Genomic DNA, 14,194 nt, shown 5'->3' on the forward strand with positions numbered 1-14,194 from the left:
GTATGTGGTCGTGCCCAAGACTTTTCTGCCACAGCAGGACACTGGGCAACTGATGGGTTTCGTGCGCGGTGACGACGGTCTTTCATTTTCGATCATGCAACCGAAGATGGAAATCTTCCGCCGCTCGATTCTGGCAGACCCTGCGGTGGAAAGCGTTGCCGGCTTTATCGGGGGCAGCGGTGGCACCAACAACGCATTCAAGATCGTGCGCCTGAAGCCTGTTGCCGAGCGCAAGCTGTCCGCTGAGAAAGTGGTCGAACGCCTGCGCAAGAACATGCCGCATGTGCCGGGCGGCCGTCTGTTCCTGGCTCCGGATCAGGACCTGCAACTGGGCGGTGGTCGCGAGCAGACCAGCTCGCAGTACCAATACATTGTGCAAAGCGCAGACCTGGGCAGCCTGCGACTGTGGTATCCGAAAATCGTCGCAGCGCTCAAATCGATACCGGAGCTGACCGCCATCGACGCCCGGGAAGGGCGTGGGGCGCAGCAGGTAACGCTGGTGGTTGACCGTGATACCGCCAAACGGCTGGGTATCGATATGAACATGGTTACGGCTGTGCTCAACAATGCCTACAGCCAGCGTCAGGTATCGACCATCTATGACAGCCTCAACCAGTACAAGGTGGTGATGGAGGTCAATCCCAAATACGCTCAGGATCCGGTGACGCTGGAACAGGTCCAGGTGATTACAGCCGACGGTCAGCGCGTACCGCTGTCGAGCATCGCTCATTACGAGCGAAGTCTGGCGAATGACCGGGTATCGCATGACGGCCAGTTCGCTGCCGAAAACATCTCTTTCGATCTGGCCGAAGGTGCCAGCCTGGATAAAGCAACGGTGGCGATCGAGCGCGCCATTGCCGCCATCGGGCTGCCGTCCGACATCATTTCAAAAATGGCCGGGACCGCCAACGCTTTTGCCTCCACCCAGAAAAGCCAGCCTTGGATGATTCTCGGGGCGCTGCTGGCGGTGTATCTGGTACTGGGGATTCTTTATGAAAGCTACATTCATCCTCTGACGATCCTGTCGACGCTGCCTTCGGCAGGCGTGGGCGCGCTGCTGACGATCTACATACTGGGTAGCGAATTCAGCCTGATTTCCCTCCTGGGGCTGTTTTTGTTGATTGGTGTGGTGAAGAAAAACGCAATCATGATGATCGATCTGGCCCTGCACCTTGAGCGCGATCAGGGGATGACGCCGCAAGAGTCGATCCGCAGCGCCTGTCTGCAACGTCTGCGCCCCATTCTGATGACAACGATGGCCGCCATTCTGGGTGCCTTACCGCTGCTTTTGAGCACAGCAGAAGGCGCTGAAATGCGCAAGCCGCTGGGCCTGACCATCATCGGCGGGCTGATCTTCAGCCAGGTCCTGACCCTCTACACCACCCCGGTGGTTTACCTTTATCTCGACCGTCTGCGCCATCGCTACAATAAATGGCGTGGCGTGCGCACCGATGCTGCTCTGGAGACTCCGCTATGACCGAACGCCTGGTTTTTACATCCCGCCCGACAGGGCTGATTCGTCCACTCGCGTTGGGACTCTGCATTGTGCTGCTGAGCGCCTGCGCCGTTGGTCCGGACTATCAGAAGCCGCCCATGGCCGCGCCTTCCCAGTTCAAGGCTGCCGCAGGCTGGCGCGCGGCCACACCAAGTGACGCGATGGCCAAGGGCGCATGGTGGGAGGTGTACAGGGACCCGCAACTGAATTCGCTGGTCGAGCGGCTTAATACCTCCAACCAGACCGTTGCCCAATACGATGCGCAGTACCGGCAGGCACAAGCGCTGGTGCGCAGTTCCAGAGGCGCATTTCTGCCGACACTGGACCTCACCACCGGCAAGACCCGCTCGGGGCAGGGCACCGGTACGTCGAACACCGGGACGGGTAACAGCGTCTCGGGGATCCGAAACAGCTATAACGCGCAGCTGGGTGTCAGTTGGGAAGCGGATGTATGGGGCAAATTGCGTCGTGGGCTGGAGGCCGACACTGCCAATGCGCAGGCGAGCCTTGCCGATCTGGCAGCGATGCGCCTTAGTCTGCAATCGGAGCTGGTGCAGAATTATCTGCAATTGCGGGTTATCGACGAACAAAAACGCTTGTTGGAATCCACTGTGGAGGCCTACCAGCGCTCACTGACGTTGACCCAGAATCAATACCGCGCCGGTATCTCCGGTAGTGACGCTGTCGCGCAGGCGCAGACACAGTTGAAAGGCACTCAGGCCGACCTGATCGATTTGGCCTGGCAGCGTGCGCAATTCGAAAATGCAATCGCCGTGCTGATGGGCATGGCTCCCGCAGACTTCAACCTGCCCGTCAGCACTTCGATTCCGCAACTGCCACAGGTCCCGCCAGGCCTGCCATCACAATTGCTCGAGCGCCGCCCGGACATTGCTGCGGCAGAGCGTTCGGTAATGGGTGCCAATGCCAACATCGGCGTTGCCAGGGCAGCCTACTATCCAGATTTCACGCTGAGCATGAGCGGGGGGTACAACAGCAGTACATTCGCCAACTGGATCAGCCTGCCCAACCGCTTCTGGTCGGTAGGGCCTCAACTCGCATTGACGCTGTTCGACGGTGGCAGGCGTTCGGCCGAGGTCGAACGCACCGAGGCGGTGTATGACCAGACTGTCGCCCAGTATCGGCAGACTGTGTTGAATGGTTTCCAGGAAGTCGAGAACTACCTCATTCAACTCAAGGTGTACGAGCAGGAGGCCGCTGTGCGCCAGGAAGCGCTGGTATCGGCTCGTGATTCGCTGCGTTTGACCAATAATCAATACAAGGCAGGGTTGATCGGCTATCTGGACGTCGTCAACGTACAGGCCACCGCGCTGAGCAACGAGCGCAGTGTGTTGAATGTACTGCAAAGCCGGTTGGTTGCCAGCGTTCAATTGATTGCTGCACTGGGCGGGGGCTGGAACGCCGACACCGGTCTGGCGCTCAGGGAGTAAAGGTTTCAAGCGGCCAGTGCAGTTTTCCCTCAGTGGGGCGTGATAAAAGAAAAACATAGCTAGTTGCCATCTTTTCGACCAAGTGCCGAGACATTTGCCAGCTATTGGGTACAATCACCCACGCAGTATCGGCATGGACGCGCTCATTGGGCTCCAGGTGCGTTTATGTTGATTGGCAGCTATACCCCCTCGCTCGTCGTGATCTCCGTTATCGTCGCAATTCTTGCTGCCTACACCGCTCTCGATCTGGTGGGCCGTATCATTTCGGCGAAAGGGCGCGCTGTTCATGTATGGATCGCTGGAGGAGCGCTGGCGATGGGCGTTGGCAGTTGGTCGACGCATTTTATCGGTATGCTGGCTTTCGTGCTGCCCATCGATCTCGGCTATGACGTGCCGCTGGTAATGCTGTCGCTGCTGATTGCAATCCTGTCGGCGGGTTTCGCCCTGTGGCTGGTCACCCAGCCGCAATTGCCTGCAGTGCAGCTAGGCCTGGGCGCTTTGTTGCTGGGCCTTGGCATCAGTGCCATGCATTACACCGGCATGGCGGCAATGCGCATGCAGCCGGGCATCGAATACACGCCATGGCTGGTCGCTTGCTCCCTGATCATCGGCATTGCAGCATCTGCTGCGGCATTGTGGATAGCATTCCGTCTTCGTCAGCAACGTTCCAGGATATACCTGACGCGCGCTTCAGCGGCGCTCATGCTGGGCATGGCCGTCATCGGCATGCATTACACCGGCATGGCGGCGGCCGGTTTCGTCGACGGCAGCGTTTGTGGTTCTCTGCCCGCAGGGCTGAGCAGCAATGGACTGGACAGAATCGTTGTGGTCGCCAGTCTGTCGATTCTGGGTATCGCGCTGCTTAGCTGTATTCTCGACTCTCACCTCGAAACGCGTACCGCTGTGTTGGCCAACTCCCTGACTGAAGCCAACCGGGAGCTTACCCATCTCGCTCTGCATGACAACCTGACCGGGCTGCCGAACCGCGCGCTGTTGACGGATCGCATCGAGCAGGCGATGAAGAAGGTCCGCGAGAACGGTGGATGTTTTGCGTTGATGTTCATGGACCTTGATGGCTTCAAGCCAGTCAATGACGCATTCGGTCACCACACGGGTGACCTGCTGTTACGCCAGGTCGCCTTGCGCCTTCGCCAGAATCTGCACCGGTACGATACTCTGGCAAGAGTCGGTGGTGATGAGTTTGTGCTTTTGGTCGAACTGCATGATCCCCAGGATGCAGTGACTGTCGCAACGCGTCAGGTCAACGAAATAGGCAATCCGTTTACCATAGGCGAGCATCAGTTGCAGATTTCGCTCAGTCTCGGCATCTGCATGTACCCCGGTAATGGCAGCTCTCAGCACGAGCTTCTGATCAATGCCGATGCCGCCATGTACCACACCAAGGCGGCTGGCAAGAACGGCTACAGTTTTTTCGATGCGTCGATGAACAGCAACGCACGTAATCAGTTACAAATGTCGCAGGACTTGCGCAAGGCTATCAAGCAACGGCAGTTCTGTATTTACTACCAGCCCAAGTTCGACGCATTGACGGGCCTGCCCTTGGGCGCAGAAGCCTTGTTGCGCTGGAATCATCCGGAACAAGGCGTTCTGGGTCCCGATCTGTTCATTGCCATGGCAGAGAAAACCGGCCTGATCATTCAGATCGGCGAGTGGGTGCTGGACGAGGCGTGCCGGCAGATGCGCGAGTGGTACACCCAGGGCTACCCGCACTGGCGCATTGCAGTCAACCTCTCGGCATTGCAGTTCTGCCATTCCGGGCTGGTCACTGCGGTGGCCGATACCCTGGCCAGGCATCAGCTTCCGGCGAACTGCCTGACTCTTGAAATCACCGAGACCACGGCCATGCATGATGCCGATGCCAGTCTGGCTGTCCTGCAGAAGCTTTCCGAAATGGGCGTGGATCTTTCGATTGACGACTTTGGCACCGGCTACTCCAGCCTGATGTACCTCAAGCGCCTGCCAGCCAATGAAATCAAGATTGATCGAGGTTTCGTGCGTGACCTGGAACATGACACCGATGATGCCGCAATCGTGTCGGCCATCGTGGCGGTAGGGCAGGCGTTGAACCTGCGGATTGTTGCTGAAGGGGTTGAGACCGCTGTTCAGCAGCGCTTTCTGACGCACCTTGGATGCCACTCGCTGCAAGGCTTCCTGCTCGGTTACCCTTTGCCTGCTCAGCAGTTTCTCGACGAAATCCGGGCTGCCGAAGCTAAAGCCGCAGCCAACCTTCCCGATACCGGACAACCGGCTTTCTGAAACGCATGGATGGCGCTGGACGATAAAGGCTGGCACGATCAGAAGTGTCTGGCTACCTTGCGTGTGGTAGCTGCACTTCGATGCTGGCTTCTGAGAAAAATCATGGAAAAAGTCCTCATTATCACGGGTGGCTCACGCGGAATAGGCGCCGCCACTGCGCGTCTGGCTGCGTCACAGGGCTATCGGATCTGTATCAATTATCTGTCCGATCATGGCGCAGCGGAAAAAACGGCCGGACAGGTCAGGGCGCTGGGGGCTCAGGCAATTACCCTGCAGGCCGATGTCAGCAACGAAGACGAGATCATGCGGCTGTTCTCCCGAGTCGATTCCGAACTCGGCCGGGTCACTCATCTGGTCAACAATGCGGGCACCCTGGCTCAGGCTTCGAGAGTCGAGGACATGTCGGAGTTTCGCATGCTCAAAATGATGATGACCAACGTGGTCGGGCCTATGTTGTGCAGCAAACATGCTTTGCTGCGCATGCTGCCCAGTCATGGAGGGCACGGTGGCAGCATCGTCAACGTGTCTTCCCTGGCCGCCCGGCTGGGTTCGGCGGGCGAATACGTGGACTACGCGGCATCCAAAGGCGCGCTGGACACGTTTACCATAGGGCTTTCCAAGGAAGTAGCCGGGGAGAACATTCGCGTCAACGCGGTTCGGCCAGGCTTCATCTTCACCGATTTCCACGCCTTGAGCGGCGACCCTTTCCGCGTCAGCAAGCTTGAAGGCGCATTGCCCATGGGCCGCGGAGGCACTGCCGAGGAAGTGGCTGAAGCGATTCTCTGGTTACTCTCGGACAATGCCTCATACGCTACGGGGACATTCATTGATCTGGCAGGCGGGCGCTGAAGGCGTTCACGGGTTGGCGGACACCTTCAGTTCCCCTTGCTGAGACGTTACCCGTTCACCGGTGGGGCGTCGGGTGGCGGGTCACCTATCGGCTTTTCATTGGGGGGTGGTGTTGTTGGGGGTGGTTCCTGCTCGGGCACAGGTTCGGGCAGGGCAGGGTCATCGATGTTCGGATCGGGTACTTCTACCGGATTGGGTAACGTCATGGTTGCAGCCTCCTTGTCGACCTTTTTTACGACCCGCCGAACTGACCGATGATTCAATTGATTTGCGTCACGCAGCGTCACGTAACGACGTCCTCATCGATCTCCCCATCGCTGCGCTCGGCATTTGGCGCATCTTCATATGTGCATCCAACAACCGCAAAACCTTTGAACTTTACCTTCGTTGACCGCTCGGAACCTAGGCAGCCGAATTCGACGAGCCTTCTGCATTTTTTTGCTCGTCCGCTGCCATACCGTCAATTTTTCCATTGCATGGAATGCACAGGAGCGTCCCTGGGGCGTGAGGAGTGATGCTCGATGAATGAACAGCCATACGGTCCGGATTCCCTGGCCACCGATGTCCCGCACCCAACCCTTCCGCTGTCACTGACCCAGGCGCTGCAATTGCCCCGCATCGTAATCGAAGACACGTTGCCGGTGATTGACGGTGGACTGTTTGCGGCCAAGGCGATCATCGGGCAACCGGTCACCGTGACCAGCAAGGTCTACGCCGACGGGCATGACAAGATGGCGGTAAACATTCGCTGGCGTGCTGCCGATGAAGAAACCTGGCACAGCGCGCCGATGCGTGAATTGGGCAATGACAGCTGGGTCGGTGAGTTCACCCCGACTTCTGTCAGCCGTTACGTGTTTCGCCTGGAAGCCTGGATTGATCAGTTCGGCAGCTACCGTTATGAGCTGGAGAAAAAGTTCGGAGCCGGCGTGCCTGTGGACCTGGAGCTGGAAGAAGGGCGCATTCATCTGGTACACGCAGCAGAACGTAGCAAGGACGAGCAGCGCCAGCAGATTGAAGGCCTGTTGGGCCAATTGGCGCAGGGCGATAAAGACGAGAAAGTTGCGTTGCTGTTGCACAGCGAGACCGCCAACCTGATGAAGCTGGCGGACAATCAGGCATTCCTGAGTCGTAGTGTGGAGTTTCCGCTGGACGTCGAGCGTGAGCTGGCGCAGTTCGCCAGCTGGTACGAGCTGTTTCCTCGCTCTATCACCGACGACCCGTCGCGCCATGGCACGTTCAACGATGTCCATTCGCGCCTGCCGATCATTCGCGACATGGGTTTCGACGTATTGTATTTCCCGCCAATTCACCCCATTGGTCGCGCGCATCGCAAGGGACCCAATAACTCCCTGACTGCCGGGCCGGATGATCCGGGCAGCCCATATGCAATCGGCAGCGAAGATGGAGGCCATGAGGCCATTCATCCGCAGCTGGGCAGTCGTGAGGATTTCCGTAATCTGGTGAAGGCTGCTGCCGACCACGGACTTGAAATTGCGCTGGATTTCGCCATTCAGTGTTCACAGGATCATCCGTGGCTCAAGCAGCATCCGGGCTGGTTCTCGTGGCGCCCGGACGGCACGATCCGTTACGCAGAAAACCCGCCGAAGAAGTATCAGGACATCGTCAATGTCGATTTCTACGCGCCAGATGCCATCCCCGGGCTGTGGCTGGAGTTGCGTGACATCGTTCTGGGCTGGGTCAGCGAAGGTGTGAAGATTTTTCGCGTCGACAACCCGCATACCAAGCCGTTGCCGTTCTGGCAGTGGATGATCGGCGAGGTGCGCAGTCAGCACCCCGAAGTGATGTTCCTTGCCGAAGCCTTCACCAAGCCTGCCATGATGGCGCGCCTAGGCAAGGTCGGTTACAGCCAGAGCTACACCTACTTCACCTGGCGCAATACCAAGGCAGAGTTGTCGGAGTACTTCACCCAGCTCAACGAAGTGCCTTGGCGTGATTGTTATCGCCCGAATTTTTTCGTCAATACACCAGACATCAACCCGCGCTTCCTGCATGAGTCCGGGCGTCCCGGATTTCTGATCCGTGCTGCGCTGGCGACTATGGGCTCCGGGCTGTGGGGCATGTATTCAGGATTCGAATTGTGTGAGGCAGCACCGATCCCCGGCAAGGAAGAGTACCTGGACTCCGAGAAGTATGAGATTCGCGTCCGGAACTATGCAGCACCGGGCAACATCATTGCCGAAATTGCCCAGCTCAATCGCATTCGCCGGCAGAACCCGGCACTGCAAACGCACCTGGGGCTGAAGTTGTACAACGCGTGGAATGACAACATTCTGTACTTTGGCAAGCGTTCGGCGGATGGCAGCAATTTCATTCTGATAGCTGTCAATCTGGACCCTTACAACGCACAGGAAGCCGATTTCGAGCTGCCGCTTTGGGAAATGGGCCTGCCGGATGACGCAGCGACTTCGGGTGAAGACCTGATGACCGGGCACCGCTGGACCTGGTACGGCAAGTATCAGCACACGCGTCTCGATCCATCACAACCGTTTGGAATCTGGCGTATCCAGGCTGCGCAATAACACTCCCAAGGAGTCAGTAATGGCCAAGAAGCCCGGTGACGCGACGTTTATCAAAGACCCGCTCTGGTACAAGGATGCGGTGATTTATCAGGTTCATGTGAAATCGTTTTTCGATTCCAACAATGATGGGATCGGTGATTTCGCTGGCCTGATCGAAAAGCTCGACTACATTGCTGCGCTGGGGGTCAACACCATCTGGCTGCTGCCGTTTTACCCGTCGCCACGCCGGGACGATGGCTACGACATCTCCGAGTACCGTGATGTGCACAGCGATTACGGCACGATGGCCGATGCCAAGCGCTTCATCGCTCAGGCGCACAAGCGAGGCTTGCGAGTCATCAGCGAGCTGGTCATCAATCACACGTCAGACCAGCATCCGTGGTTTCAGAAAGCGCGCAATGCCAAGCCCGGTTCCAAGGCACGGGATTTCTATGTCTGGTCAGATACGGACCAGAAGTACGATGGTACGCGGATCATCTTTCTTGATACCGAAACTTCCAACTGGACCTGGGACCCGGTTGCCGGTCAGTATTTCTGGCACCGCTTTTACTCCCACCAGCCAGACCTTAACTTCGATAACCCGCATGTGCTTGATGCCGTGCTCGAAGTCATGCGTTTCTGGCTGGATCTGGGCATCGATGGTTTGCGCCTGGACGCTATCCCGTACCTCATCGAGCGCGATGGCACCAATAACGAGAACCTCCCCGAGACCCATCAGGTGCTCAAGCGTATCCGGGCCGAAATCGACGCAAATTACCCGGACCGTATGCTGCTGGCTGAGGCCAACCAATGGCCTGAAGACACCCAGCTGTATTTCGGCGACAGTAAAGGTCCGGATGGCGACGAGTGTCACATGGCGTTTCACTTCCCGTTGATGCCACGCATGTACATGGCGCTGGCGCAGGAAGACCGCTTCCCGATCACCGATATTCTGCGCCAGACCCCGGAGATTCCGGAGAACTGCCAATGGGCGATTTTCCTGCGCAACCACGATGAACTGACCCTGGAAATGGTCACTGATCGTGAGCGCGATTATCTCTGGAACTACTATGCCGCCGACCGCCGCGCACGGATCAACCTGGGCATCCGTCGACGCCTCGCGCCGCTGGTTGATCGGGATCGGCGACGGGTTGAGTTGCTTAACAGCATGCTGTTGTCGATGCCCGGCACGCCGACGTTGTACTACGGCGACGAGATCGGCATGGGCGATAACATCTATCTCGGCGACCGCGACGGTGTTCGTACACCCATGCAGTGGTCGATCGATCGCAACGGTGGCTTTTCGCGGGCCGACCCGGCCAGCCTGGTGCTGCCACCGATCATGGACCCCATGTACGGCTTCCAGTCGGTCAATGTCGAAATCCAGGAGCGCGACCCACACTCGCTGCTGAACTGGAACCGACGCATGCTGGCTGTGCGTAAGCAGCAGAAAGCATTCGGCCGTGGCACGCTGAAGATGCTGTCGCCGTCGAACCGTCGCATTCTCGCCTATACCCGCGAGTACACGGCACCTGACGGTCACAGTGAAGTGGTGTTGTGTGTGGCCAACGTTTCCAGTGCCGCCCAGGCTGCAGAGCTTGAGCTGTCGGCTTACGCGGGCACAGTGCCGGTGGAAATGCTGGGCGGTAGTGCATTCCCGCCTATCGGCCAGTTGAGCTATCTGCTGACGCTTCCGCCGTATGGTTTTTATTGGTTTTTACTGGCTTCGGAGAATCAAATGCCCAGCTGGCACGTTGAACCTGCGCAAAGCATGCCGGACTTCCCGACCCTGGTGCTCAAGAAGCGTCTTGAGGAATTGCTCGAAGAGCCGCTGCGCAGCACTATGGAAAACACGTCACTGGCCGTCTATTTGCCCAAGCGCCGCTGGTTTGCGGGCAAGGACAAAGCCATCGAACAGGTCAACATCGCTTACGCAGTACGTTTCGGTGACGATGCGCATCCCGTATTGCTCAGCGAAGTAGAAGTGACTGCAGGTGGTCAGACTGACCGTTATCAGCTGCCGTTCGGGTTGCTGGCCGAAGACGACATCAGCAGTGCATTGCCACAGCAACTGGCGCTTGCCAGAGTGCGTCGCAGCCGTGACGTCGGACTGATCACTGACGCGTTTACCCTGGAAACCTTTATTCGCGCAGTGATTCAGGGCATGCAGGCGGATACGGTCATTCCGTGTGCCGACGGCGAGTTGCGTTTCGAACAGAGCTCGCAGCTTGCGCCACTTGCCCTGAGCAATGAGTCGGAAGTACGCTACCTGTCTGCCGAGCAGTCGAACAGTTCGGTGGTCGTTGGTGGGAGTCTGGTGCTCAAGCTGATTCGAAAAGTCAGCGCCGGCACGCATCCGGAACTGGAAATGGGCGCATTTCTTACCCATGCCGGTTTCAAGAATATCTCGCCGTTGCTCGGTTCTGTAGTGCGCGTCGGCAAGGATGGACAGCCGAACCTGCTGATGATTGCCCAAGGCTATCTGAGCAATCAGGGTGACGCCTGGGAATGGACGCAGAATAATCTGGAACGCGCCGTGCGTGATGAGTTGGCGCACGGCGTCTCCGGTCAGGAACAGCACTACAATGCGCTGCTGGAACTGGCGGATTTTTCCCGCAGTCTTGGTCAGCGCCTGGGTGAAATGCACCAGATTCTGGCATCGCCGACCGATAATGCGGATTTTGCCGTTGAAGTCACCAGCAGCCAGGACAGCAAAGCTTCTGCCGTCAGTGTCAACGCTCAGCTCGAGCGCGCCATGCAGCTGCTTGAACAGCGCAAGGGCGATCTGGACAAGGACGATCAGCAACTGGTCAGCGACTTGCTTGCGCAACGCAAACAGATTCGTCAGCGTGTCGATGGTCTGGCCAAGCGTTCGGCAGGTGGCCTGCGTATCCGCGTGCATGGTGACTTGCACCTGGGCCAGGTGCTGGTGGTCAAGGGCGATGCTTATCTGATCGATTTCGAGGGTGAGCCGGCTCGCGCACTTGAAGAGCGCCGTGCCAAGCACAGTCCGTTCAAGGATGTCAGCGGTGTTTTGCGCTCGTTCGACTACGCTGCCGCGATGGCGGTACGCAGCGCACAAAGCGTCGATACATCCCCGGAAGCTGCCGGTGCTCGCAAACGTGTCGCCGATACTTACCTTGCGCAGGCGCGGGAGGCCTTTATCGAAGGCTACCGCTCGGCAACTGCCGGGATCGCCCACAGCTGGAAAGATGCAAAAGGGGAGGACGCCGCACTGGAACTGTTCACCCTTGAAAAAGCTGCCTATGAAGTGATCTACGAAGCCGAGAATCGTCCAGCCTGGTTGGCCGTTCCCTTGCAAGGCTTGCGTGGATTGCTGCAACCGTCTGATGGAGAACCTGTATGAATGTGCCTGACAAAACCGGCACAGGTCGCCGCGCGATTCCCGCTGCCGTGGACCTGGACGCGCTGATCCGCGCTGAACACCGTGATCCGTTCTCGATCCTCGGGCCGCACGGTGATGGCGGCAGCGGGCAGTACGTTCGCGCCTATCTGCCTGCTGCGCTGAGTGTACGCCTGCTGGCCAAAGACGATGGTCGCGAGCTGGGCGAGATGGAAATGAGCGAGGTGCCGGGTTTTTTTGTCGGTCATCTTGAGCAGCCACAGCCCTATCTGTTGAAAATCAACTGGGCTGGCGGTGAACAGATCACCGAGGACCCCTACAGCTTTGGTCCACTGCTGGGCGAGATGGACCTTTACCTGTTTGCCGAGGGTAATCATCGCGATTTGAGCAGTTGCCTGGGCGCACAAGTCACCAGCGTCGATGGCGTGGACGGTGTGCGTTTTGCGGTCTGGGCGCCCAATGCGCGTCGTGTTTCGGTGGTCGGCAGCTTCAACAGTTGGGATGGTCGTCGCCATCCGATGCGCCTGCGTCACCCGACCGGCGTATGGGAAGTGTTCGTCCCGCGCCTGCAGCCAGGTGAGCTCTACAAGTACGAGATTCTCGGTGCTCACGGCATTCTGCCGCTTAAAAGCGACCCAATGGCCTTGGCCACCACATTGCCGCCCGATACCTCGTCGAAGATCTCTGCGCCGCTGCAATTCGAGTGGAACGACCAGGAGTGGCTGCAATCAAGGGCAGGGCGCCACGAAGTCACTGCACCGCTGTCGATCTATGAGCTGCACGCAGGCTCCTGGCAAATGGAGCAGGTCGACGACAACCAATGGCGGCAGTACAACTGGCGTGAACTGGCTGACCGCCTGATTCCTTACGTCAAGGAACTTGGCTTCACGCACATCGAGCTGATGCCGATCATGGAGCACCCGTTCGGTGGTTCATGGGGCTATCAGTTGCTGGCCCAGTTCGCGCCAACTGCGCGTTATGGTTCGCCGGAAGATTTCGCCTTCTTCGTCGATGCCTGTCACCGGGCTGAAATCGGCGTCATTCTCGACTGGGTTCCGGCGCATTTCCCGACCGATACCCATGGCCTGGCGCAGTTCGACGGTACTTGCCTGTACGAGTACGCCGACCCCAAGGAAGGCTTCCATCAGGACTGGAACACGCTGATCTACAACCTGGGACGCACCGAAGTTCATGGCTTCATGCTGGCCTCGGCACTGCATTGGCTCAAGCATTACCACATCGACGGGCTGCGCGTGGATGCTGTGGCGTCAATGCTGTATCGCGACTATTCGCGTAATGCGGGTGAGTGGGTGCCGAATCGCTTCGGCGGCCGCGAAAACCTCGAGGCCATCGACTTCCTGCGTCATTTGAACGACGTGGTCGCGCTGGAAGCCCCCGGGACCATGGTGATTGCCGAAGAGTCGACTGCATGGCCGGGTGTCAGCGAGCCGACCCAGCAGGGTGGGCTTGGCTTCAATTACAAATGGAACATGGGCTGGATGCATGACTCGCTGCAGTACATGGAAGAGGACCCGATCAACCGCGGGCATCACCATGGCAAGTTGAGCTTCAGCCTGGTGTATGCGTGGTCTGAGCGTTTTGTACTGCCTATTTCCCACGACGAAGTGGTGCACGGCAAACATTCGCTGATCGACAAGATGCCAGGCGATCGCTGGCAAAAATTTGCCAACCTGCGCGCCTACCTGTCCTTCATGTGGACGCACCCCGGCAAGAAGCTGCTGTTCATGGGCTGCGAATTCGGTCAATGGCGCGAGTGGAACCACGACAGGGAGCTGGACTGGTACTTGATGCAATATGCCGAGCACGTGGGTGTGAAGAAACTGGTCGGCGACCTGAACCGCCTTTATCGACAAGAGAAGGCGTTGCACGAGCGCGACGCAAACCCTGCCGGCTTCCAGTGGCTGGTCGGCGATGACAGTGGCAACAGCGTGTTTGCGTACCTGCGTTGGAGTAACGACGGCGAACCGCTGCTGGTGGTCGCCAACATGACCCCGGTGCCGCGCCTGGACTATCGTCTTGGACTGCCGATGCGAGGTGCCTGGACGGAGCTGCTGAACAGTGACGCGGAAACCTACGCGGGCTCTAACTTTGGCAATGGTGGCGAGGCCCTGACTGAAGCCGAGCCGGCGCATGGGATGGAGGATTCGCTGGTACTGAATCTGCCACCACTCGCGGTGCTGATCCTCAAACCGAAGAAACACTGATCAAGGCGCGTCTCTGC

General features: G+C 58.3%; 8 protein-coding genes. 7 read left to right on the forward strand and 1 reads right to left on the reverse strand.

Annotation, left to right across the window (positions count from 1 at the left end; translation table 11 throughout):
- The 4 genes from ALO80_RS21705 to ALO80_RS21720 form a co-directional block, all read left to right on the forward strand.
- Window positions 1-1,477 (forward strand): efflux RND transporter permease subunit (locus ALO80_RS21705; protein ID WP_144434243.1); only part of this gene is annotated, 1,477 nt, incomplete at its 5' end.
- Entirely contained in the window at window positions 1,474-2,943 is a 1,470-nt protein-coding gene (locus ALO80_RS21710; RefSeq protein WP_055010474.1) for an efflux transporter outer membrane subunit, read from the forward strand. The genes ALO80_RS21705 and ALO80_RS21710, both read left to right, overlap by 4 nt.
- A 165-nt stretch (window positions 2,944-3,108) precedes the next feature.
- Window positions 3,109-5,220 carry a putative bifunctional diguanylate cyclase/phosphodiesterase gene (locus tag ALO80_RS21715; RefSeq protein ID WP_055010475.1) on the forward strand — a complete coding sequence of 704 codons (2,112 nt, stop codon included), beginning with the start codon at window positions 3,109-3,111 and terminating at the stop codon, window positions 5,218-5,220.
- Between the two features lie 102 nt (window positions 5,221-5,322).
- Window positions 5,323-6,069, forward strand: a complete 747-nt coding sequence (locus tag ALO80_RS21720; protein ID WP_055010548.1) for an SDR family oxidoreductase — start codon at window positions 5,323-5,325, stop codon at window positions 6,067-6,069.
- A 47-nt stretch (window positions 6,070-6,116) separates the two neighbouring features.
- Here the strand turns inward: ALO80_RS21720 and ALO80_RS31650 are convergent, their stop codons facing one another.
- Complete coding sequence (locus tag ALO80_RS31650; protein ID WP_083493363.1) at window positions 6,117-6,275, reverse strand: hypothetical protein; 159 nt, start codon at window positions 6,273-6,275, stop codon at window positions 6,117-6,119.
- A 315-nt stretch (window positions 6,276-6,590) separates the two neighbouring features.
- On the opposite strand from ALO80_RS31650, the gene ALO80_RS21725 reads away from it, so the two are divergent.
- Genes ALO80_RS21725 through glgB form a run of 3 tightly spaced genes read left to right on the forward strand, consistent with a single transcriptional unit; the run spans window position 6,591 to window position 14,177 of the window.
- Window positions 6,591-8,609 carry an alpha-1,4-glucan--maltose-1-phosphate maltosyltransferase gene (locus ALO80_RS21725; RefSeq protein WP_055010476.1) on the forward strand — a complete coding sequence of 673 codons (2,019 nt, stop codon included), beginning with the start codon at window positions 6,591-6,593 and terminating at the stop codon, window positions 8,607-8,609.
- Between the two features lie 19 nt (window positions 8,610-8,628).
- A complete protein-coding gene (gene treS, locus ALO80_RS21730; RefSeq protein ID WP_054988695.1) occupies window positions 8,629-11,955 on the forward strand; it encodes a maltose alpha-D-glucosyltransferase in 3,327 nt (1,108 codons plus the stop codon).
- Window positions 11,952-14,177 carry a 1,4-alpha-glucan branching protein GlgB gene (gene glgB / locus ALO80_RS21735; RefSeq protein WP_055010477.1) on the forward strand — a complete coding sequence of 742 codons (2,226 nt, stop codon included), beginning with the start codon at window positions 11,952-11,954 and terminating at the stop codon, window positions 14,175-14,177. The genes treS and glgB overlap by 4 nt, the downstream gene beginning before the upstream one ends.
- Window positions 14,178-14,194 lie beyond the last annotated feature (17 nt).

It is taken from the genome of Pseudomonas caricapapayae (assembly GCF_001400735.1).
GTDB classification, from domain to species: Bacteria; Pseudomonadota; Gammaproteobacteria; order Pseudomonadales; family Pseudomonadaceae; genus Aquipseudomonas; species Aquipseudomonas caricapapayae.

Excerpts from the sequence above, each read along its gene's own strand:
- ALO80_RS21710 (WP_055010474.1), top strand. The coding sequence starts at position 1,474 with ATGACCGAACGCCTGGTTTTTACATCCCGCCCGACAGGGCTGATTCGT.
- ALO80_RS21715 (WP_055010475.1), top strand. The coding sequence starts at position 3,109 with ATGTTGATTGGCAGCTATACCCCCTCGCTCGTCGTGATCTCCGTTATC.
- ALO80_RS21720 (WP_055010548.1), top strand. The coding sequence starts at position 5,323 with ATGGAAAAAGTCCTCATTATCACGGGTGGCTCACGCGGAATAGGCGCC.
- ALO80_RS31650 (WP_083493363.1), bottom strand. The coding sequence starts at position 6,275 with ATGACGTTACCCAATCCGGTAGAAGTACCCGATCCGAACATCGATGAC.
- ALO80_RS21725 (WP_055010476.1), top strand. The coding sequence starts at position 6,591 with ATGAATGAACAGCCATACGGTCCGGATTCCCTGGCCACCGATGTCCCG.
- treS (WP_054988695.1), top strand. The coding sequence starts at position 8,629 with ATGGCCAAGAAGCCCGGTGACGCGACGTTTATCAAAGACCCGCTCTGG.
- glgB (WP_055010477.1), top strand. The coding sequence starts at position 11,952 with ATGAATGTGCCTGACAAAACCGGCACAGGTCGCCGCGCGATTCCCGCT.